This is a genomic window from Psychrobacillus psychrotolerans (genome assembly GCF_900115805.1).
Lineage (GTDB): Bacteria > Bacillota > Bacilli > Bacillales_A > Planococcaceae > Psychrobacillus > Psychrobacillus psychrotolerans.
This window is the reverse complement of sequence record NZ_FOXU01000001.1, coordinates 643,454-665,205: the sequence shown is the minus strand read 5'-3', so window position 1 is coordinate 665,205 and position 21,752 is coordinate 643,454. Positions and strand designations below refer to the sequence as shown.

19 protein-coding genes are annotated in these 21,752 nt (G+C 36.9%); all 19 read left to right on the top strand.

Annotated elements, in window-relative coordinates:
- Positions 1-52 precede the first annotated feature (52 nt).
- The 19 genes from BM260_RS03540 to BM260_RS03450 all read left to right on the top strand — a co-directional run bounded on the left by BM260_RS03540 (position 53) and on the right by BM260_RS03450 (position 21,693).
- The gene (locus tag BM260_RS03540; RefSeq protein ID WP_093535045.1) at positions 53-1,603 is read left to right on the top strand and encodes an ABC transporter ATP-binding protein; all 1,551 of its coding nucleotides are present in this window, start codon (positions 53-55) and stop codon (positions 1,601-1,603) included.
- Complete coding sequence (locus tag BM260_RS03535) at positions 1,593-2,639, top strand: ABC transporter permease (protein WP_093535043.1); 1,047 nt, start codon at positions 1,593-1,595, stop codon at positions 2,637-2,639. The genes BM260_RS03540 and BM260_RS03535 overlap by 11 nt, the downstream gene beginning before the upstream one ends.
- Position 2,640: 1 nt before the next feature.
- Positions 2,641-3,600 carry an ABC transporter permease gene (locus BM260_RS03530; RefSeq protein ID WP_093535041.1) on the top strand — a complete coding sequence of 320 codons (960 nt, stop codon included), beginning with the start codon at positions 2,641-2,643 and terminating at the stop codon, positions 3,598-3,600.
- A 208-nt stretch (positions 3,601-3,808) separates the two neighbouring features.
- On the top strand, positions 3,809-5,086 hold the full coding sequence (gene yfmF / locus BM260_RS03525) for an EF-P 5-aminopentanol modification-associated protein YfmF (protein ID WP_093535039.1): 1,278 nt from the start codon (positions 3,809-3,811) through the stop codon (positions 5,084-5,086).
- Complete coding sequence (yfmH, locus tag BM260_RS03520; RefSeq protein WP_093535037.1) at positions 5,079-6,380, top strand: EF-P 5-aminopentanol modification-associated protein YfmH; 1,302 nt, start codon at positions 5,079-5,081, stop codon at positions 6,378-6,380. Before yfmF ends, yfmH begins: the two co-directional genes overlap by 8 nt.
- Positions 6,361-7,104: an elongation factor P 5-aminopentanone reductase gene (gene ymfI / locus BM260_RS03515; RefSeq protein ID WP_322788057.1), complete on the top strand. Its 744-nt coding sequence runs from the start codon at positions 6,361-6,363 to the stop codon at positions 7,102-7,104. Before yfmH ends, ymfI begins: the two co-directional genes overlap by 20 nt.
- A gap of 156 nt (positions 7,105-7,260) precedes the next feature.
- On the top strand, positions 7,261-8,067 hold the full coding sequence (locus tag BM260_RS03510; RefSeq protein WP_093535033.1) for a DUF3388 domain-containing protein: 807 nt from the start codon (positions 7,261-7,263) through the stop codon (positions 8,065-8,067).
- Positions 8,068-8,083: 16 nt separating this feature from the next.
- The gene (locus tag BM260_RS03505) at positions 8,084-8,947 is read left to right on the top strand and encodes a helix-turn-helix domain-containing protein (RefSeq protein ID WP_093535031.1); all 864 of its coding nucleotides are present in this window, start codon (positions 8,084-8,086) and stop codon (positions 8,945-8,947) included.
- A 55-nt stretch (positions 8,948-9,002) separates the two neighbouring features.
- On the top strand, positions 9,003-9,581 hold the full coding sequence (gene pgsA, locus BM260_RS03500) for a CDP-diacylglycerol--glycerol-3-phosphate 3-phosphatidyltransferase (RefSeq protein WP_093535721.1): 579 nt from the start codon (positions 9,003-9,005) through the stop codon (positions 9,579-9,581).
- Between the two features lie 14 nt (positions 9,582-9,595).
- The gene (locus BM260_RS03495) at positions 9,596-10,852 is read left to right on the top strand and encodes a competence/damage-inducible protein A (protein ID WP_093535029.1); all 1,257 of its coding nucleotides are present in this window, start codon (positions 9,596-9,598) and stop codon (positions 10,850-10,852) included.
- A 176-nt stretch (positions 10,853-11,028) separates the two neighbouring features.
- Positions 11,029-12,099, top strand: a complete 1,071-nt coding sequence (recA, locus tag BM260_RS03490) for a recombinase RecA (RefSeq protein WP_281249736.1) — start codon at positions 11,029-11,031, stop codon at positions 12,097-12,099.
- A 447-nt stretch (positions 12,100-12,546) separates the two neighbouring features.
- The gene (gene rny, locus BM260_RS03485) at positions 12,547-14,103 is read left to right on the top strand and encodes a ribonuclease Y (RefSeq protein ID WP_093535027.1); all 1,557 of its coding nucleotides are present in this window, start codon (positions 12,547-12,549) and stop codon (positions 14,101-14,103) included.
- Positions 14,104-14,193: 90 nt separating this feature from the next.
- A complete protein-coding gene (locus BM260_RS03480; protein WP_093535717.1) occupies positions 14,194-14,991 on the top strand; it encodes a TIGR00282 family metallophosphoesterase in 798 nt (265 codons plus the stop codon).
- 85 nt (positions 14,992-15,076) lie between these two features.
- Positions 15,077-15,343 (top strand): stage V sporulation protein S, encoded by a 267-nt coding sequence (locus BM260_RS03475; protein ID WP_093535025.1) that lies wholly within the window; start codon positions 15,077-15,079, stop codon positions 15,341-15,343.
- Positions 15,344-15,609: 266 nt separating this feature from the next.
- Positions 15,610-17,364, top strand: coding sequence for a 2-oxoacid:acceptor oxidoreductase subunit alpha (locus BM260_RS03470; protein ID WP_093535023.1), 1,755 nt, complete (start codon positions 15,610-15,612; stop codon positions 17,362-17,364).
- Positions 17,351-18,217, top strand: coding sequence for a 2-oxoacid:ferredoxin oxidoreductase subunit beta (locus BM260_RS03465; RefSeq protein WP_093535021.1), 867 nt, complete (start codon positions 17,351-17,353; stop codon positions 18,215-18,217). Before BM260_RS03470 ends, BM260_RS03465 begins: the two co-directional genes overlap by 14 nt.
- A 339-nt stretch (positions 18,218-18,556) precedes the next feature.
- A complete protein-coding gene (gene miaB / locus BM260_RS03460; protein ID WP_093535019.1) occupies positions 18,557-20,104 on the top strand; it encodes a tRNA (N6-isopentenyl adenosine(37)-C2)-methylthiotransferase MiaB in 1,548 nt (515 codons plus the stop codon).
- Positions 20,104-20,541 (top strand): RicAFT regulatory complex protein RicA family protein, encoded by a 438-nt coding sequence (locus BM260_RS03455; protein WP_093535017.1) that lies wholly within the window; start codon positions 20,104-20,106, stop codon positions 20,539-20,541. Before miaB ends, BM260_RS03455 begins: the two co-directional genes overlap by 1 nt.
- Before the next feature lie 165 nt (positions 20,542-20,706).
- Complete coding sequence (locus BM260_RS03450; protein ID WP_093535015.1) at positions 20,707-21,693, top strand: TAXI family TRAP transporter solute-binding subunit; 987 nt, start codon at positions 20,707-20,709, stop codon at positions 21,691-21,693.
- The last annotated feature ends 59 nt before the right edge of the window (positions 21,694-21,752 follow it).

Below are 21,752 nucleotides of genomic sequence, written 5' to 3'. Positions count from 1 at the left end.
GAGTCTTTCGTGTATTAATTTAGTACTAGTATGATAGTGGGGAGTGAGTTCATTGGATTATGTAATAGAGATGCTTGGCATAAGGAAAGAGTTTGGATCGTTTGTTGCAAATGATAACATTACCCTTCAGTTAAAAAAGGGAGAAATACATGCTCTTTTAGGAGAAAATGGTGCTGGTAAATCCACGCTTATGAACGTTTTGTTCGGATTATATCAACCAGAGGCCGGCGAGATAAAAGTAAAAGGAAAGACAGTTAAAGTTACAGACCCAAATGTTGCCAATGATTTAGGCATAGGAATGGTGCATCAGCATTTCATGCTCGTTGAAAACTTTACAGTAACAGAAAATATAATATTAGGTAATGAATTAACTAAAGCTGGTATGGTGAATATTAAAGATGCAGCTAAGAAAATTCAAAAATTGTCTGAAATGTATGGATTAGATGTAGATCCTAATGCGAAGATTGAAGATATTTCGGTTGGGATGCAGCAACGAGTTGAAATTTTGAAAACGCTTTATCGTGGTGCGGATATTCTTATTTTTGATGAGCCGACTGCTTCACTAACTCCTCAAGAAATAAATGAACTTATACAAATTATGAAACGCTTAATACAAGAAGGTAAATCGATTATATTAATTACACATAAGTTAAAAGAGATTATGGATGTATCTGATCGAGTAACAGTTATTCGTAAAGGTGAAGGAATTGGTACTGTTATAACTGCAGAAACAAATCCCAATGAATTAGCATCATTAATGGTTGGTAGACAAGTAGAATTCAAAACTGTTAAAAGTGAAGCTAATCCAACAGACGATACACTTGTTGTTAAAGACCTAGTAGTCGCAGATTATCGTGGTATTGATAAAGTAAAAGGCCTAAACCTAACAGTCCGCAAAGGAGAAATTCTAGGGATTGCTGGTATTGATGGGAATGGTCAAAGTGAGTTAATCGAAGCAATCACTGGTCTTCGCAAAGCAAAAGCCGGTTCTGTTTCGATAAACGGGAAAGATATTACGAACAAAAAGCCACGTAAAATTACGGAGGCTGGTGTAGGGCATATTCCACAAGATCGTCATAAGCATGGTTTAGTTTTAGACTTTTCAATCGGACATAATATTGCATTACAAACTTACTATCAAAAACCTATTTCCAAAAGTGGAATTATGAATTATAAAAAAGTTTCTGAGTTGGCGCAAAAAGTTATAAATGATTTTGATGTGCGGACGCAAGGAGAGCATACACCTGCTCGTGCACTGTCTGGAGGAAATCAGCAAAAAGCAATTATTGGACGAGAGGTTTTACGTGATCCAGATTTGTTAATCGCAGCTTTACCGACACGAGGCCTTGATGTAGGAGCTATTGAATTTATACACCAACGTCTTATTGAACAACGAGACAACGGAAAAGCGGTACTTCTACTCTCATTCGAATTAGATGAAGTTATGAATGTATCCGATCGTATTGCAGTTATTTATGATGGACAAATTGTAGATACATTATTGCCAAAAGAAACCTCAGAACAAGAACTTGGTTTATTGATGGCGGGTCAAAAGAAGAATTCAAACATAGCTAAACAGGGGGATACAACTCATGTCGAATAGAGTAGTCAATATACTTGTCCCTGTAATTTCTGTTATTTTAGGATTGCTTGTAGGTGCCATTGTCATGCTGGTAAGTGGGTATGATCCTATACTAGGTTACACGGCACTATGGAATGGTATTTTTGGAGATGCTTATGCAATTGGAGAGACAATTCGTCAAATCACTCCATATTTACTTGCTGGTTTATCCGTGGCATTTGCTTTCCGTACGGGACTATTTAATATCGGGGTTGAAGGGCAATTATTAGTTGGATGGTTTGCCGCTTCATATGTAGGGATTGCATTTGATCTACCGATGTATATCCATCTACCATTCGCTATTATCGCAGCAGCATTAGCTGGAGCGGCCTGGGCTTTTATCCCAGGTTTATTAAAAGCGAAACTACAGGTACATGAAGTAATCGTAACAATTATGATGAACTATATTGCCTTACATACAACAAACGCTTTAATTAAAGTTGTGTCGGATGGTGGAGACAATACAGGAACGATTAATGCTTCGGCATCATTGAAATCTGCATTTTTCGAAAGTATTACAGATTACTCTCGTTTGCATTATGGTATTTTCATAGCTCTTGCTATGGTACTGCTAATGTGGTTTATATTAGAAAAAACAACAACTGGTTATGAGTTAAAATCGGTTGGATTTAACAAACATGCATCTGAGTATGCAGGGATGAATGTAAACAAAAATATCATTCTTTCGATGGTTATTGCTGGAGCATTTGCTGGATTAGCTGGTGCTATGGAAGCATTAGGTACGTTCCAATATGCAAATGTTAAGGGTGGATTTACTGGAATTGGATTTGATGGAATAGCAGTAGCCTTATTAGGTGCCAATACACCACTAGGAGTAATTTTCGGTGCGGTGTTATTTGGATCATTAAAATACGGAGCTCTCAATATGCCAAACGAAGCTGGTATTCCAGTAGAAATCGTTTCTATTGTAATAGCTATTATCATATTCTTCGTAGCGTGTGGATACGTTATTCGCTATTTCCTAGAAAAAGCGAACAAGAAAAAGGAGGCGAAGTAATATGAGCTTCTTAGATGTTTTATATTTTATTATTCCAGCAGCTATTTTCTATGCAGCTCCGTTAATCTTCGTAGCAATAGGAGGAGTCTTCTCCGAACGTTCTGGTGTTATTAACATCGGACTAGAAGGTTTAATGGTTATGGGAGCATTCATCGGTATTCTATTTAACTTAATGTTCGTGGATACATTTGGCGCAATGACTCCATGGGTTTCGTTAATCGCAGCAATGCTTGTATCCGGGTTATTCTCTGTTATGCATGCTGTAGCATCGATTTCTTTCCGCGCGGATCAAACAATATCCGGGGTTGCGATCAATATGCTAGGTGTTGCAATTGCTCTTTTCTCGGTGAAAATGATCTATGGTAAAGGGCAAACAGATTATATTCAAGAACGATTTATCCGATTCGATATTCCATTCTTGAGTGATCTACCAGTAATTGGACCTATGTTATTTAAAGATGTATATGGTACCTCTATTTTAGCGATTGGTATCGCTGTGATGGCTTGGTTTGTTATTTATAAAACTCCATTTGGATTACGTCTCCGTGCAGTTGGGGAACATCCAATGGCAGCAGATACAATGGGTGTAAATGTAACAAAAATGCGTTATATTGCAGTTATCCTATCAGGTGCGCTTGCAGGTTTAGGTGGAGCAGTATATTCTCAATCTATTTCTGGTGAATTCAGTCATACTACTATAAATGGTCAAGGGTTCATGGCACTAGCTGCCATGATATTTGGTAAATGGCATCCACTAGGAGCGCTTGGAGCGGCATTGTTCTTTGGATTCGCTCAGGCATTGAGTATAATTGGTGGACAAATTCCATATGTGAAAGAAGTGCCAACATACTTCTTACACATCTTGCCTTATGCTTTAACTATTTTGGCGGTTGCTGGATTTATTGGAAGAGCATACGCACCAAGAGCAAGTGGAATTCCTTATATCAAAGGAAAACGTTAATTGATAGTTTTGTAGTGAAGATACTCTAAATTTTTTATAATTTGATTGGAACATAAATCGACAGTCAAGTATTCAATCATTAAAATTTAATGGAAAAAATGGAAGAGGGGCCAATTAATTGGTCCCTTTTTGTTTGTACTGATATAATTAGAGGATGTATAGTGAATCACTATCTGAGATACACTAGAAAGAAAAAGGGGGATCACTTATGTTTCAACAATTTGAACTTGCAAGTGGCGTAAAGCTTTTTGTGAGACCAACAGAACAATTTAAAACGATCAATATATCGTTCAAATGGAAACAACCATTAACAGTAGAAAAAGCGGCTGTGCGTGCAGTATTAGCGAATATCTTACAATTTAGCAATGAAGTATACCCTACAAATGTAGCTTTTAGAAAACGTTTAGATGATTTGTACGGTGCCGTCTTATACTTTGATACGACGAAAAAAGGGAGCCACCATATTTTTTCATTGAACGCAGAAACTGTAAATGACGCATACTTATCCAATGAAAAAATTGTCGATGAAGTCTTTTCTTTATTACATACGGTTATTTTCAAGCCAAATTTGGTGAATGGGAAATTTGATGAGTCGATTGTTAAACGAGAAAAAGAACAGGTTATTGAACGTATTCAATCTATGTATGATGACAAAACAAGATACGCTCAACAGCGCTTGTTAGAGAATATTCGCCCTAATAGTCCTGCTTCCATAACGTCTAATGGGACAGTAGAAGCTGTCAAAGCAATTACAAACGATCAACTGATTGATATGCATCATGATTTACTAACAAAAGATGATTTATCCATCTATATAGTAGGGGATGTTAACGTGCAGGAAATAAAAGATAAAATGCAAAGTCATTTTTCTTTTGCTGATCGTACAGAGAAGATTGTAAAAGCAGTAGATATACCAAAAGAAAGTAATAACAAGGAATTTCTTCATGAAATTCAAGATATGAAACAAGGTAAGCTCCATATTGCTTATCAAACACCTATCACATTCTTCTCGGAAGAATTTCCGGTTATGCAGCTGACGAATGGTATTTTAGGTGGATTTTCACATTCGAAGATTTTTATGAACGTACGTGAAAAGGAAAGTATGGCCTATTATGCATCGAGCAGTTATTCTTCGCTCTATGGTTTAATCTTTGTGCTAGCAGGAATAGATTCTAATTTACAAGAAAAAGCAGTTGCATTAATCGATGAACAACTAAAAGCATTGCAAAACGGTGAAATCTCTGACTTAGAATTAAATCAAACGAAATCCATGCTTACCAATCAGTTGAAAGAAGCTTTGGATTCAGCACGTGCTCAAATTGAAATTTATGATCAATATAAAGAGCTAAATACCTCTTTCACTGTTGAAGATTGGGTAGAAAAATGGATGCATGTTACAAAAGAAGAAATACAACAAATGGCTTTAACAATTGAAAAGGAATTTGTTTATTTCCTTTCAGGTAAGGAAGGTGCAACAAATGAATAAAGAGTATTTTCAACAATTAGATGAAACATTATATAAAGAAACACTTCCAAATGGATTAGATGTCTATATTCTTCCTAAAAAAGATTTCTCTAAGACATTTGTCACTTTTACCACAAAATATGGCTCGATTGACCGTGAATTTATACCTCTAGGTAAAGAGGAGCCTGTTGTTGTTCCTGATGGAATTGCCCATTTTCTAGAACATAAAATGTTCGAAAAAGAAGAAGGAGATGTATTCCAAAAGTTCAGCGAAAAAGGGGCATCTGCGAATGCATTTACTTCTTTTACGAGAACAGCGTACTTGTTTTCCTCGACCGACCATGTTTTAGATAATACGAAAACTTTATTGGATTTCGTGCAACAGCCTTATTTTACAGAACAGACAGTAGAAAAGGAAAAAGGAATAATTGGTCAAGAAATTACTATGTATGATGATCAACCAGATTGGCGTTTATACTTTGGAACAATCGAAAATATGTATAAAGAGCATCCAGTAAAGATTGATATTGCTGGTACAATTGACACGATTAGTCATATTACTGCAGAACATCTTTATGAGTGTTACAACACTTTCTATCATCCATCAAATATGGTGCTTTTCGTAGTGGGAGCTGTTAATCCAGAAGAAATGATGGATTTCATCAAAGCAGATCAAGCAGCTAAGAAATTTGAGGAGCCACAAGAAATTAAACGTTTCTATCCTGAAGAACAAAAAGCAGTGGATATAAAAGAGCGTACTCTTCAGATGGATGTTCAAAAGCCTAAAGTTTTATTCGGTATTAAAGCTAGTAATACGGATATTTCCGGTGATGAAATGTTAAATTACGAGTTGGCAATGCAAGTTGCGATTGAAATGATATTTGGCAGAAGTTCTGCATTTTATCAAGAAATATACGAAAATGGTTGGATTGATGAATCTTACTCTGCTGATTTCTCTATGGAGCAAGGATATGGATTTACAATGATTGGTTCAGATACTGTTAATCCAACTGAACTAAACGACAAAATAAAAGAAACGATTAAGCACTTTGCTTCCAATTGGAACGTAGAAGAACAGGACTTAAAACGTATTGTCCGTAAAAAAATAGGCTTTTTCTTACGTGCGCTGAATTCGATAGAATATATTGCCAATCAATTTACTCGTTATTCATTTAATGACATGAATTTGTTTGATGTAGTGCCAGCTCTAGAAAAACTTACAATGGACCAAGTGAAATCGGCATTCCTATCGTTAGCAGACGAAGATGCTCATACTGTGTTTACCATATTACCTTTTGAGAAACAAAATGACTAAAAAGTTTGCATTAGTGCTAGGTGCATCTGGTGAAATTGGTTCCGCAATTTGTCGTAATCTTGCGGAAGCTGGTTGGTCCTTGTACCTTCACTATGCTAATAATAATAAGCGTATTGAAAAGCTGTTAACAGAACTAAATGAGTCCTATTCTGAACAAGAGTTTATGGTTGTGCATGCGGATATGAGTAAGGCAGATTGTATTGAAAAAATTGTAGATAGCATCTTCGCCCTTAATGCAATTGTATTTGCCCAAGGGCATAGCCTTTACAAAGGATTAGAGGATACTACTATAGATGAGATTCGTTTTTTGTTTCAAGTGCATGTAGAACATCCTATGGCCTTATTAGGAAAACTAAATAGCAAGCTTCGACAACAGTCTAGTAGCTCAGTCGTCTTTGTAGGTAGTATATGGGGAGATACGGGTGCATCTTATGAAGTGGCTTACTCTGCTGCTAAAGGCGCCCAGCATGCTCTTGTAAAGGCTTATGCTAAAGAGGTTGCCTTACAGAGGACAAGGGTAAATGCAGTTTCTCCAGGTTTTATCGATACAAAGATGAATACCCATATTGAAGAAGAAGCTCGTCAGCTGATTTTGGAAGAAATCCCTGCCGGTATTTTAGGATCTCCACAAGATATAGCGAATGCTGTCGCATTTTTAACGAGCGAAAAGGCAAGTTATATAACCGGTCAAGTTATTCGAGTAAATGGAGGATGGTATATTTAATTTCCTCCTTACTGTTTTTTATAGTGAGCACAAGGGTAAAAGAAAGGAGAGTATTACAGTCTCTTTTCTTTTTTTCTTTTATTCGACTACAAAATCATATATGATAGAACTAATCATGAAGTGAAACGTCATCTACAGAGAAGGGAAAGATATAACATGGCTAGTGAATGGTTTTTTGAATATGAAATTCAAGTTAATCGTCCGGGACTTTTAGGTGACATTTCTTCTTTACTTGGTATGCTTCGAGTTAATATTGTAACGATCAATGGTGTAGATGAAGGCAGACGGGGTATGCTTATAAAAGCAGAGAAAAAAGAAAATATTGAACGTTTTGAACATATTATTTCTACTATGGAAACGATTCAGTTGACTAAATTCAGGGAACCCAAACTCAGAGATCGACTTGCGGTTCGTCATGGCCGGTATATTCAGCGTGACGCAGACGATAAAAAAACCTTTAGATTTGTGCGTAATGAACTAGGGCTCTTAGTAGATTTCATGGCTGAAATCTTTAAGCAAGAAGGGCATAAACTAATTGGGATTAGAGGTATGCCGAGAGTAGGGAAAACGGAATCGGTCGTCGCAGCAAGTGTATGTGCAAATAAAAAGTGGATATTCTTGTCTTCTACAATGATTAAGCAAACGATTAGAAACCAATTGGCAGGGGATGAGTTTAGCGATCGTAATATTTTTATATTAGATGGAATTGTAACGAGAAAATCAAACGATGAAAAGCATCTCCAATTAGTCAGGGAAATGATGCGGATGCCAACAATCAAAGTTGTTGAACATCCGGATATGTTCATCCAACATTCGGAGTATTCTATTGATGATTTTGATTATATTATCGAGCTTCGTCACACTCCTGACGAACAAATCACATATGAAATGATGGAAAAAAACCACGGAATGTCTGACAAAGGAATGACTGGCTTTGGCGGATTTGGTGGATTCAATTTTTAACGGGCAGGTGTTTTAGTTGACTGAACTTGGGGCTCGCTTAAAAGAAGCGAGAACAGCAAAAGGTTATAGTATTGAGGATTTGCAAGAAATAACAAAAATTCAAAAACGGTACTTGGCAGGTATTGAAGAAGGAAATTATGCAAGTATGCCAGGTGCATTTTATGTTCGTGCATTTATTAAACAATATGCAGAGGCAGTTGGATTAAATGGAGACGAATTATTAGAAACGTATAAATCGGAGATCCCTTCGCCATCCAACGAGGATGTAACGAAGAGTATTCCTACAACTCCTTCTAGAAGAGCATTAGGAGGCCGATCATCTAGTAAGATCATGGAGATTTTCCCAATGATTATGGTAGTAGTCTTTGTTATCGCAATTATCATAATGTCGTGGTTTTTATTCCAAAACAGGGCAGATGAGCCGGAAGATACTGTAACAAGTGATGAGCTAACACAAGAGAACAAGCCAACATTTGAGGACAATGAAAATATACAACCTGCTGATAAGGAAGAGCCTAAGGAAGAAGAAACAGTTGAAGAGGTAGAAGAAGAAGTAGAACCAGAACCTACACAACAGCTAAGTTTCGTCGATTTACAAGGGGTAACTTCAAATTATAATTTAACCGGTGCGGAAACCTATTTAGTAAAATTGGTCGCAGTAAATACTACATGGTTGAATATTAGGGATGAAAACGACAAAATTATTGCAGATCAATCTGTAAAGGCTGGAGAAACGTACGAATTTGATGCAAGTGCATTATCGAAAATACGTATACGTCTTGGACACGCTCCTGGAAATATTGTTACAATAAATGATGAAGTTGTAGAGTTTAAAAGTGCAGAAATTACTCAAAATGCAGTAATACAGTTCAACAAATAGTCATCTTTATGATGGCTATTTTATTTGATATTGAAAGGAGTTATTTTTTATGAAAATGAATATACCAAACCAAATCTCTTTGTTCCGTATATTTTTAATCCCAATTTTTATGTTTTTTATGCTTATAGACTTCAATTGGGGAGATATTACACTACTGGGAGCAACAATTCCAGTTGGACATCTAGTAGGTGCAATTATCTTTATAATTGCTTCGATTACTGATTTTATAGATGGATACTATGCGAGAAAGTATAACTTGGTTACTAATATGGGGAAATTTCTTGATCCTCTCGCAGATAAATTATTAGTTTCTGCAGCTCTAATCATTTTAGTTGAGTTTGGAATGGCACCGTCATGGGTAGTTATATTAATTATTAGCCGTGAATTTGCAGTAACTGGCCTTCGATTAATATTAGCGAATGAAGGCGAGGTAGTCGCAGCCAATCAACTAGGCAAAATAAAAATGTGGACTCAAATCGTTGCGATTTCTTCCCTATTATTGGGTAATATATTCTTTGAAATGTTCCATATTCCTTTTGATATGATCATGCTTTACGTTTGTTTATTCTTCACTGTATGGTCTGGGTGGGATTACTTTTATTTGAATCGCAAAGTGTTACTAGATTCTAAGTAGGAAGGAAGTTCTTTATGAAAGCAGAAATTATTGCAGTAGGTTCTGAATTATTACTAGGTCAGATTTCTAATACAAATGCCCGCTTTATATCTACTCAGCTAGCAGAGATTGGGTTGGACGTATATTATCATACGGTTGTAGGAGATAATGCGGATAGGTTGGTAGAATCGATTAAAATAGCAGAAAAACGTGCGGATTTAATCATATTCACAGGTGGGTTAGGTCCAACAAAAGATGATTTAACAAAAGAAACTATTGCCAAGCATTTAGGATTGAGCTTAGTGCTAGATAATCATGCAATCATCTATATTGAGGATTTCTTTAAACGTATGGGTCGCAAAATGACAGATAACAACAAAAAACAAGCACTTGTGTTAGAAGGAAGCACCGTACTAGAAAACAAACATGGTATGGCACCCGGTATGTTACTAACTACCGAAAGTCATTCATATATGCTTCTTCCTGGACCGCCAAAAGAGATGGAGCCAATGTTCCAATTTGAAGCGAAGCCATTGTTACCGAAGCTCCTTTTAGATGAAAATGTTATTATGTCCCATGTTATCCGTTTCTATGGAATAGGGGAGGCCGAGCTAGAAACAGAAGTCCAAGATCTCCTAGATAACCAAACGAATCCTACGCTAGCACCCCTTGCATCAGATGGAGAGGTTACACTCCGATTAACAGCAAAGAGTAATTCAGAGGATGAGGCTTGGAAAAAGATTGAAGAATTACAAGCTGAAATTTTAAACAGAGTTGGTAAATTCGTTTACGGGTATAATAATGACTCTTTACCTTCGAAACTTAGAGAAATACTAATTGAAAATGACTTGACTATTTCAGCAGCTGAAAGCATGACGGCAGGACTTTTTCAATCAGAACTTGCTGCAGTGCCGGGAATGGGAGAAGCATTGGTTGGTGGTATGATCACTTATACAGAAGACGTGAAGATTAAGCAACTAGGTGTAGATGCTGCAATTATTGAGAAGTATAGCGTTGTTTCAAGTGAATGCGCCGAGCAAATGGCACTTAAAGTAAAAGAAAAATTTCAAACCGATATAGGTGTAGGTATTACTGGAGCTGCAGGTCCTGATGGTCACGGAGGGCAACCTGCTGGCACGATTTGGATTGGAATTGCATTAGGTGATTTGAAGCCAGTAACATATAAACTCAACCTTTCAGGTTTACGAAACACGAACAGAATTAGAACAGTAAAGTTTACAATCTATTACTTAATACGATTACTGCGTGAGCAAACATTATCGAAAATTTAATTTAGATCAATAAAACGGCCCAAAATCCAATTTTGAGCCGTTTTTCACACTCAAAATTAAATAGACGTAAAAAATAAACGAATGAACGTTCGCTTTTTTCTTGTAAATTTCTCAAAGACCGAGTATAGTAAGGATAGAAATAAAAAACATCATCATTTCTTTTAGGAGGAAATTAATTGGCTAATAATGATCGTAAAGCAGCATTAGATATGGCGTTAAAACAAATAGAGAAACAATTCGGTAAAGGTTCTGTTATGAGATTAGGAGAAAAAACAAATCTTGAAATTTCTACTTCTTCAAGTGGCTCTCTAGCATTAGATGCTGCATTAGGAATAGGCGGATATCCAAGAGGACGTATTATTGAAATATATGGTCCAGAAAGTTCAGGTAAAACAACTGTTGCTCTCCACGCAATTGCAGAAATACAAAAAACTGGTGGGACAGCTGCATTCATCGATGCTGAGCATGCATTAGATCCAGTTTACGCACAAAAACTAGGTGTAAATATTGATGAATTACTTTTATCTCAACCGGATACAGGAGAGCAAGCACTTGAAATTGCAGAAGCACTAGTACGTAGTGGTGCAATTGAAATACTAGTAATTGACTCTGTAGCAGCTTTAGTACCTAAAGCTGAAATTGAAGGAGAGATGGGAGATTCTCATATGGGTCTTCAAGCTCGACTAATGTCTCAAGCATTACGTAAACTTTCTGGTGTTATTAATAAATCGAACACAATCGCTATTTTCATCAACCAAGTTCGTGAAAAAATTGGAGTAATGTTCGGAAATCCGGAAACTACACCAGGTGGTCGTGCGCTTAAATTCTATAGTTCTGTCCGTTTAGAAGTAAGACGTGCAGAAGCAATTAAGCAAGGTACAGAGATTATGGGTAATAAAACAAAAATTAAAGTAGTGAAGAACAAAGTTGCTCCACCATTTAGAACTGCGGAAGTAGATATTATGTATGGTGAAGGAATATCTCAAGAAGGAGAAGTAGTTGATATTGGTTCTGAATATGACATTATTCAAAAAAGTGGTTCTTGGTATGCGTACAATGAGGAACGTATAGGACAAGGTAGAGAAAATGCAAAACAATATTTAAAAGAGAATCCTTCTATTAAAGCAGAAATCACTGGTAAAATCCGTGAATCTCTTGGAATGGCGGCAGGCTCTTTAACGATTGGTGCACATGAGATTGAAGAGGACGAAGACGAAGAATTTGAATTATTATTAGAGGATAAGTAATAACAAGACAGAAAGTCTCTCATTCATTTGAGAGACTTTTTTTGAAAACATATAAATTGTATGTTGTAGACTAGTTCCTTCTGGATAAATAATAATCCTGTTATAATTTCCGTTTCAAATGACTTGTCATTCATATCGGGCTATAAAATTAGTAACATTATCAAATAGAAAATGGCTTATTTAAGCACATCTAAAAGGATAGAAACAAGTTTTGATCTTATAAAAGCTTGTGCTTAAATTCATTTGAATGGAATTTTGCACAAACATCTATCTATTTTGTCCTACTTTATATATATTATACCTCCCTTCCTTGACAGAGTATTTCTACATCTATACAATTAAAATTGTATAATTTCTTTATTATTAAATGATTATAGGCATTACGTATATGGTTTTGTATATACGTGCCGACTGAAACTAAAAAGTATAGCATTAGGGGGTGTTCGAATGACAGAAATTATCATCTCCGCTTTGCTTGGTCTGATTGTCGGTGCCGTTGTTGGTTATATTTATCTAAAAAACGTGAACGATTCAAAAGTGACTGGTGCAAAACAATCTTCAGCTAATCTCATAGATGAAGCAAAGCGAGAAGCGGAAGCGTTGAAGAAAGAAGCACTTTTAGAAGCCAAAGATGAAGCTCACCAATTACGAAATGAAGCAGAATCTGACATCCGTGAACGCCGTATGGAACTGCAAAAACAGGAAAATCGGTTAGTACAAAGAGAAGAGAACCTTGATCGTAAAGATGATGCTCTAAACAAGAGAGAAGTAAGTCTTGAGCGTAAAGATGATGCTCTAACTGAAAGACAACAGCATATCGAACAAAAAGAACGCAAAGTGGATGAACTAGTTAAAGAGCAACAAACAGAACTAGAAAGAATTTCTACTTTAACCCGTGAAGAAGCGAAGTCAATAATTCTTCAGGAAGTAGAGAATGAGCTTACTACTGATATTGCTGTGATGACAAAGGAATCGGAAACTAGAGCTAAAGAAGAATCCGATAAAAAGTCTCGAGAGATTCTTTCCCTTGCGTTACAACGTTTTGCTGCAGACCATGTTGCTGAAACAACTGTTTCTGTAGTTAATCTGCCGAATGATGAGATGAAAGGTCGCATTATAGGACGTGAAGGTCGAAACATTCGTACACTTGAAACGTTAACTGGTATCGATTTAATTATTGATGATACACCAGAAGCAGTAATTCTTTCAGGTTTTGATCCAATTCGAAGAGAAACAGCGCGTTTAGCACTTGAAAAACTGGTACAGGATGGACGAATTCATCCGGCGCGAATCGAAGAAATGGTAGAAAAGTCTAGAAGAGAAGTAGATGAACAAATTCGTGAAATTGGAGAACAAACTACTTTCGATATGGGGATTCATAATTTACATCCAGATCTTATGAAAATTCTAGGTAGACTGCGTTATCGTACAAGTTATGGCCAAAATGTATTAAAACACTCCACAGAAGTTGCCTACTTGTCAGGGTTGTTGGCAGCAGAGCTTGGTGAAGATGTAACACTTGCAAGACGTGCAGGGTTACTACATGACATTGGGAAAGCAATTGACCATGAAGTGGAAGGTAGCCACGTAGAAATCGGTGTCGAGCTAGCAACAAAATACAAAGAACATCCTGTAGTTATTAATAGTATTGCTTCCCATCATGGGGATACAGAAGCTACTTCCGTTATTGCTGTATTAGTGGCAGCTGCCGATGCATTATCTGCAGCACGACCTGGTGCAAGAAGTGAAACATTAGAAAACTACATTCGTCGCTTGGAGAAATTAGAGGAAATTTCTGAATCCTACGAAGGTGTAGAAAAATCATTCGCTATTCAAGCTGGTCGAGAAATTCGTATTATGGTTCGTCCAGATCAAATTGATGACTTAACTGCTCATCGTTTGGCAAGAGATATCCGTAAACGAATTGAAGAAGAGTTAGATTATCCTGGTCATATAAAAGTGACCGTTATTAGAGAAACTAGAGCAGTAGAATATGCAAAATAACATCTAGTATAGATGTGAATGCTTTATGGTAGTATTAACAAAAAGGCTTCGAAATGAAGCCTTTTTTTCGTGAAAGGAATTGATGTAGTAATGAGAATATTATTTATAGGTGACATCGTTGGTTCAATGGGACGAGACACGTTAGAGGATTATCTACCAAGACTGAGAAGAAAATACGATGTAGATGTAGTCATTGCTAATGGAGAAAACGCAGCGGCAGGACGCGGGATTACAAAAAGTATTTTCCAGTCATTGCTCCATATGGGAGTAGATGTGGTGACAATGGGTAACCATACTTGGGATCAAAAAGAAATCATGGATTTTATCGATGACACAGACTACTTAATACGACCTGCCAATTTTTCAGAAGACGCACCTGGTAAAGGAATGACGTCCATTTCCAAAAATGGTCATACCATATCTGTGATCAATATGCACGGTAGAACGTTTCTACCACCACATGATGATCCTTTTAAAATGGCAACAGAGATGGTGTCAGAAGCCAAAAAGTTATCACCGATTGTCTTTGTAGACTTCCATGCCGAAGCGACAAGTGAAAAAATTGCATTTGGTTGGCATTTAGATGGAAAAGCTTCTGTTGTTGTAGGAACACATACACATGTTCAAACTGCAGATTCTCGTATTTTACCTGGAGGTACCGCATATATTACAGACGTGGGAATGACAGGTCCTTATGATGGAGTTTTGGGTATGAAAAAAGAGGATGTACTTTACCGCTTTCAAACAAATATGCCAACGCGATTCGAGGTACCGAAGGAAGGTCGTTCTGTGCTCAGTGGTTTCTTCGTAGAAGTGGACAATACTACTGGAAAAGCGATACACCAGGAAAGAATTTATATAAATGAGGATTACCCATTTAAAGGTTAAAAAGTCTAAAAGATTACTCCTGCGCATACGTTAGGTTATGGACCAGAAGCAAGTTCATAATATAGCGACAAAAGGAGAAATGATAGTGGATTCTTTAAAAGTATCTTCCCGTTCAAACCCAAATTCAGTTGCTGGGGCATTAGTTGCAGTAATAAGAGAACAAGGGTATGCAGAGATGCAAGCAGTAGGAGCAGGAGCATTAAACCAGGCTATCAAAGCGATAGCAATTGCCAGAGGATTTGTAGCTCCAAGTGGAACAGACTTAACTTGTTCTCCTGCCTTCACCGATATTGTCATTTCAGGTGAAGATCGAACAGCTTTAAAGTTACTTGTTGAAAAAAGATCAAAATAGACAAGAGGTCGCTGCTCATAGAGTAGCGACCTCTCTTTTGTAAGAGGTCTAGTGAGCGCTGCTAATAGCACAATGATTTCAGTTGGATTAGCTTCAGCCTCCTCGCCGCCTTTCACTCCAAACTATTCGAATAAAATGTGACGATAAGCTTCCGTCAAAGGTCTGAATTTCTATAAAAATATAGAGAATACATAGTGATAACTTAAACTTCATGATAAACTTATGAAGGAAATTAGTATTTAATCGAATAGTAAGGAGATGTTTATATGTTGCAACAGCTTTCTTGGAAAGTAGGAGGGCAGCAAGGAGAGGGAATTGAGAGTACAGGAGAAATATTCTCAATGGCGATGAATCGCCTTGGATACTATCTATACGGATACCGTCATTTCTCTTCACGTATTAAAGGTGGCCATACAAACAATAAAATCTGTGTACGCCCAACACAAGTTCGTACAATACCAGATGATTTAGATATTTTAGTAGCATTTGATCAAGAAACAATTGATGTAAATTACAAAGAGTTAACGGAAAAAAGCATTGTTTTAGCAGATGCAAAATTCTCACCAGTGGCTCCTGAAGATTGTAAGGCCCCAATGTATATCGTCCCTTTCACAGAGATAGCTGCAGAACTTGGGACATCTCTTATGAAAAACATGGTAGCAATTGGCGCCAGTGCAGCATTACTTAACTTAGACAAAGCAGTATTCCAAGGTGTGGTAGATGAAATCTTCGGTAAAAAAGGACAAGAAGTAGTAGAAAAAAACATGCAAGCTATTCAACAAGGTTTTGATACAATGGCGGAGCAGCTCGGAGATCGTTTAGGGGAATGGGAAATTGCTCCTGCAGATGGAAAACACCGTATGTTCATGATTGGAAACGATGCAATTGCATTTGGGGCATTAGCTGCAGGTGTTCGTTTTATGGCAGCATATCCAATCACACCTGCCTCAGAAATTATGGAATATATGATTAAAAAACTACCACTCTTTGGTGGTGCAGTTATTCAAACAGAAGATGAAATTGCTGCCGCTACAATGGCGATTGGTTCAAACTATGGAGGTGTTCGTGCATTTACTGCATCAGCGGGTCCAGGACTGTCGCTCATGATGGAAGCAATCGGACTTTCTGGTATGACTGAACAACCACTTGTAATCGTGGATACACAGCGTGGTGGACCTTCAACAGGTTTACCAACTAAACAGGAACAATCCGACTTAATGCAAATGATTTATGGAACTCATGGCGAAATTCCAAAAGTGGTTATTGCACCAAGTACTGGAGAAGAAGCTTTCTACGATACTATTCAAGCGTTCAATATTGCAGAAGAATTGCAACTTCCCGTAATAATCTTATCTGATTTACAACTATCACTTGGTAAACAAACAGTGGAGCCATTTGATTATTCGAAGGTTGAAATTCGTCGTGGAAAATTAGTGGAGAATGAAGAAATACCGGTAACGGAAGATAAATCGTACTTCAAACGCTATGAACTGACTGAAGATGGGGTATCACCACGTGTCTTACCAGGCACACAGCATGCGATTCATCATGTAACTGGTGTAGAGCATGATGAAACAGGTAAACCATCGGAGGCAGCTACAAATCGTAAGGCTCAAATGGACAAACGTTTAGGAAAGCTTAATCATATTAACTTCAAAGAGCCTGTATATGTAAACGCACCATATGAAGAGGCTGATATACTATTTGTTGGTTTCAACTCTACTAGAGGTGTGTTGGAAGAATTACAACAAACACTTATTGAAAGTGATGTTAAAGTAAATCATGCGCATATTCGCTTAATCCACCCATTCCCAGTGACGGAAATGCAATCACTAGTTGCGAAAGCAAAAAAAGTGGTAGTAGTGGAAAACAATGCAACTGGACAATTAGCAAATATCATCAAAATGAATGTCGGTGGTCATGATAAATTGGTGAGTGTCACAAAATATGATGGCACACCATTTTTACCATTACAGCTTGCAAAACAAGTAAAGGAGTTGCTAACAGATGGTAACATTTAAAGATTTTCGTAATAACGTAAAACCTAACTGGTGTCCAGGATGTGGTGACTTCTCAGTGCAGGCAGCGATTCAACGTGCTGCTGCAAATGTTGGCATTCAACCACATGATTTAGCTGTAATTTCTGGTATCGGTTGTTCTGGACGTATTTCTGGATATATTCACTCATACGGTTTTCATGGCATTCATGGGCGTGCACTACCAATAGCTCAGGGCCTAAAAATGGCAAACAAAGATTTACACGTTATCGCTTCTGGTGGAGATGGAGATGGCTTTGCAATAGGTATGGGTCATACCATTCACTCGATACGTCGTAATGTAGATATAACTTATGTTGTTATGGATAACCAAATCTACGGATTAACAAAAGGGCAAACGTCTCCACGTTCAGCAGAGGGCTTTAAAACGAAGTCAACTCCTGGTGGAGCAATTGAACCATCCGTGCAGCCATTAGAACTAGCTCTTACATCCGGAGCAACATTTGTAGCGCAAGGATTTTCTTCTGATATTAAAGAGCTAACTGCTATTATTGAGGCGGGCATTAATCACAAAGGCTTCTCGTTTATAAATGTATTTAGCCCATGTGTAACATACAATAAAGTAAATACGTATGACTGGTTTAAAGAGCATTTAACTAAGCTTTCTGCTGTAGAAGGATATGACTCTACAAACAGAGATGAAGCTATGAAATTAGTAATGGAAACAAAAGGTCTTGTAACAGGTATCATATATCAAGACGAAAATGCACCATCATACCAAGAACAAGTTCCTGGGTATGCGCCAACACCACTTGTCGATCAAAATTTGAAGATGAGTGAACAGGAATTCAATGCTTTAATTCAAGACTTTATGTAATGGTTTCAGGGCTCATGAATGTCAAAAGTTCATGAGCTTTTTTTCTGCGAACGAAAGCCCATTAAAAATGGATTATGGCCTATAACAAGCCAATATAGCCCATAAAAACTAAGCAAGTCCATAAATGATAGAGTATAGCCCATAAATATTCTCATATAGCCCTCTAGCATGAAGATATAGCCCATAACCTCTCCCAACTAATCCCGATAAACTAAGTATATGCACTTAATTTGTCTAATTAGGCAATTTTAAGCTGAAAGCCTTGTGGCAATACATAACTATTCAGTATAATAGTAGGGATATTCGTACTTTTCACGAATGAAGGAAAGGAGAGTTCTTATGAACGAGGAATCACGTTTACAAAGTACTCAAGTGAAGGAAGCTAGCTCTTTGGATAAAAAATCCGATAAGGATTATAGTAAATATTTTCAAGCAGTCTATACTCCACCATCATTAAAAGATGCGAAAAAACGTGGCAAAGAAGAAATAGAGTACCATAACGACTTTGCTATTGCAGAACAATTTAAAGATATGGGTCAAAACAGAAAATTTTATATACGCACATACGGTTGTCAAATGAATGAACATGATACAGAAGTAATGGCAGGTATTTTCATACAACTAGGTTATGAACCTACGGATACTGTAGATGATGCCAATGTGGTTTTACTTAATACTTGTGCAATTCGTGAAAACGCTGAAAATAAAGTATTTGGTGAGCTTGGTCACTTTAAGCATTTAAAACAAAAAAATCCTGATGTCCTAATTGGTGTATGCGGATGTATGTCCCAAGAAGAATCAGTTGTAAAAAAAATATTAAAAACTTACAATCAAGTAGATATGATTTTTGGAACACATAATATTCACCGTCTTCCTGAAATATTGAACGAAGCATACCTTTCAAAAGAAATGGTTGTAGAGGTTTGGTCTAAAGAAGGAGACGTTATAGAAAATCTGCCGCGAGTACGTAAAGGTTCGATTAAAGCCTGGGTCAACATTATGTACGGCTGCGATAAATTCTGTACATATTGTATCGTTCCATATACACGTGGAAAAGAGCGTAGTCGTCGTCCGGAAGATATTATTCAAGAAATTAGACATCTTGCTGCGCAAGGATACAAAGAAGTAACATTGCTTGGTCAAAATGTTAATGCTTACGGAAAAGACTTTGAAGATTTGAATTATCGATTTGGTGATTTAATGGATGATCTTCGGAAAATTGACGTAGCACGCATTCGTTTCATGACTAGTCATCCTAGAGACTTCGATGATCATTTGATCGAAGTGCTTGCCAAGGGAGGAAATTTAGTCGACCACATTCATTTACCTGTTCAATCTGGGTCTTCGGATATTCTTAAGATAATGGCTCGTAAATACACAAGAGAGCACTACTTAGAGCTAGTTAGAAAGATAAAAGCAGCTATACCGAACGTCTCATTGACAACGGATATAATTGTTGGCTTTCCAAATGAAACAGAGGAACAATTTGAAGAAACAATGTCTTTGTATAAAGAAGTAGGATTCGAAATAGCATACACGTACATTTACTCTCCTCGAGAAGGTACACCAGCTGCAAAAATGGCAGATAACGTACCGATGGAAGTGAAAAAACAACGACTTCAGCGATTAAATAAGCTGGTGAATGATATGTCTGCGGAGGCTATGAAAAAGCATGATGGACAAATTGTGGAAGTTTTAGTCGAAGGTGAAAGTAAGAATAATCCTGACGTACTTGCAGGTTATACGAGCAAAAGTAAACTAGTAAATTTTGTAGGACCAAAAGATATCATTGGGACATTAGTTAAGGTTAAAATAGTAGAAGCAAAAACATGGTCACTTACTGGGGAACTAGTAAATGAAATAATCGAGCAAAAGGTGGGAGTATAATGTCTACAACTAAATATACAAGAGAAGATATTATTGAAAAAGCAAAAGAAATAGCAACAATGATTGCAAATACAGAGGAAGTTGAATTCTTCAAACGTGCAGAAGAACAAATTAATGAGAATACTAAGGTACGTGAAAAAATAGCAAGCCTAAAAAGCTTACAAAAACAAGCAGTTAACTTTCAACATTTAGGGAAAGAAAAAGCACTTAGCCTAATTGAAGGAAAAATTGCTGCTATCGAAGAAGAAATCGATGGACTACCAATTGTACAAGAATTTAAACAATCCCAAGGTGATGTAAATAGTCTTCTACAATTAGTAGCTAATTCCATTTCTAACAATGTAACCAATCAAATTATTGAAGCAACTGAAGGTGACTTACTTAGAGGCGAAACTGGTTCAAAAGTAAAAAACACAACATATGATGGTTGCTCATAAGTAGAGCTTAAAATAGAGCATGCATGTAATCCTTACACGATTATATGCATGCTTTTTTCAATGCTTCTAAAACCTGAAAATACTAAATAGGTTGACAATTAAATAAACTTATATGTTAATATTAATAAGTGCAAGGGGATTTTATATAAAAAGGGAGGAAATGGAATGAAAAGAAGGCAATTAAAGTTGTTGAGCATACTAAGTATTTTAGTTTTAATGATACTTGCAGCCTGTGGTTCTACAGATGAGGATTCTTCTGATAGTGATTCAGGTAAAACTAAAGAGGATATTAAATTTTTAAGTATGCTAACTGGTGGAACGCAAGGAACCTACTATCCGTTAGGTGGAACTTTTGCGGATCTAATCACTACGGAAACAGGTGTTAAAACTACTGCGGAGGTATCTCAAGCATCAGCAGCTAATATGACAGCATTACAAGAAGGCGAAGGAAATATCGCTTTCGTTCAAACGGATATTGCTTACTATGGTACTGAAGGAATAATGATGTTTGAAGGTAAGAAAACAGATGCTGTTTCTGCACTAGGTGCGTTATATCCTGAAACAGTTCAATTAGTAACATTAGCGGATTCTGGAATTACTTCTTTTGAAGATCTTAAGGGGAAAAAGGTTTCTGTTGGAGCTCCAGGATCAGGTACTTATGCAAATGCAGAGCAATTGCTTGAGATCCACGGTTTGTCAATGGAGGATATTGAAGCACAAAGTTTAGATTTCGGTGAGTCAACAGATGGTATTCAGTCTGGACAAATTGATGCTGCATTTATTACGGCTGGTTATCCAACTGGTGCTGTAGAAGCGCTAAATGCTACAAACAAAGTTTCAATTATTTCAGTGAGCGATGAAAAAGCAGATGCATTAATCGAGAAATATCCATATTATGCGAAGGATACAATCCCAGCTGGTACTTATGGTATTAAGGGAGAAACACCTACAGTTTCAGTACTTGCAATGCTAGCAGTAAACAAAGATCTTTCTGAAGACTTAGTATATAAAATAACAAAAGCGATATATGGAAATACAGATAAAATTAGTCATGCAAAAGGTGAATTCATCAAAGCTGAAACAGCTCTAGATGGTATAGGAATTGAAGTTCATCCCGGAGCAAAAAAATACTTCGATGAAGTCAATAAATAATTATAAAGTAAGAAGGGGCTCTGTTGCGAATTGCTTCGAGTCCCTTTTTGTTAAAAAAA

Excerpts from the sequence above, each read along its gene's own strand:
- BM260_RS03535 (WP_093535043.1), top strand. The coding sequence starts at position 1,593 with ATGTCGAATAGAGTAGTCAATATACTTGTCCCTGTAATTTCTGTTATT.
- BM260_RS03465 (WP_093535021.1), top strand. The coding sequence starts at position 17,351 with ATGGTAACATTTAAAGATTTTCGTAATAACGTAAAACCTAACTGGTGT.
- BM260_RS03455 (WP_093535017.1), top strand. The coding sequence starts at position 20,104 with ATGTCTACAACTAAATATACAAGAGAAGATATTATTGAAAAAGCAAAA.
- BM260_RS03480 (WP_093535717.1), top strand. The coding sequence starts at position 14,194 with ATGAGAATATTATTTATAGGTGACATCGTTGGTTCAATGGGACGAGAC.
- BM260_RS03470 (WP_093535023.1), top strand. The coding sequence starts at position 15,610 with ATGTTGCAACAGCTTTCTTGGAAAGTAGGAGGGCAGCAAGGAGAGGGA.
- yfmH (WP_093535037.1), top strand. The coding sequence starts at position 5,079 with ATGAATAAAGAGTATTTTCAACAATTAGATGAAACATTATATAAAGAA.
- BM260_RS03510 (WP_093535033.1), top strand. The coding sequence starts at position 7,261 with ATGGCTAGTGAATGGTTTTTTGAATATGAAATTCAAGTTAATCGTCCG.
- BM260_RS03450 (WP_093535015.1), top strand. The coding sequence starts at position 20,707 with ATGAAAAGAAGGCAATTAAAGTTGTTGAGCATACTAAGTATTTTAGTT.
- BM260_RS03495 (WP_093535029.1), top strand. The coding sequence starts at position 9,596 with ATGAAAGCAGAAATTATTGCAGTAGGTTCTGAATTATTACTAGGTCAG.
- BM260_RS03530 (WP_093535041.1), top strand. The coding sequence starts at position 2,641 with ATGAGCTTCTTAGATGTTTTATATTTTATTATTCCAGCAGCTATTTTC.
- miaB (WP_093535019.1), top strand. The coding sequence starts at position 18,557 with ATGAACGAGGAATCACGTTTACAAAGTACTCAAGTGAAGGAAGCTAGC.
- pgsA (WP_093535721.1), top strand. The coding sequence starts at position 9,003 with ATGAATATACCAAACCAAATCTCTTTGTTCCGTATATTTTTAATCCCA.
- yfmF (WP_093535039.1), top strand. The coding sequence starts at position 3,809 with ATGTTTCAACAATTTGAACTTGCAAGTGGCGTAAAGCTTTTTGTGAGA.
- rny (WP_093535027.1), top strand. The coding sequence starts at position 12,547 with ATGACAGAAATTATCATCTCCGCTTTGCTTGGTCTGATTGTCGGTGCC.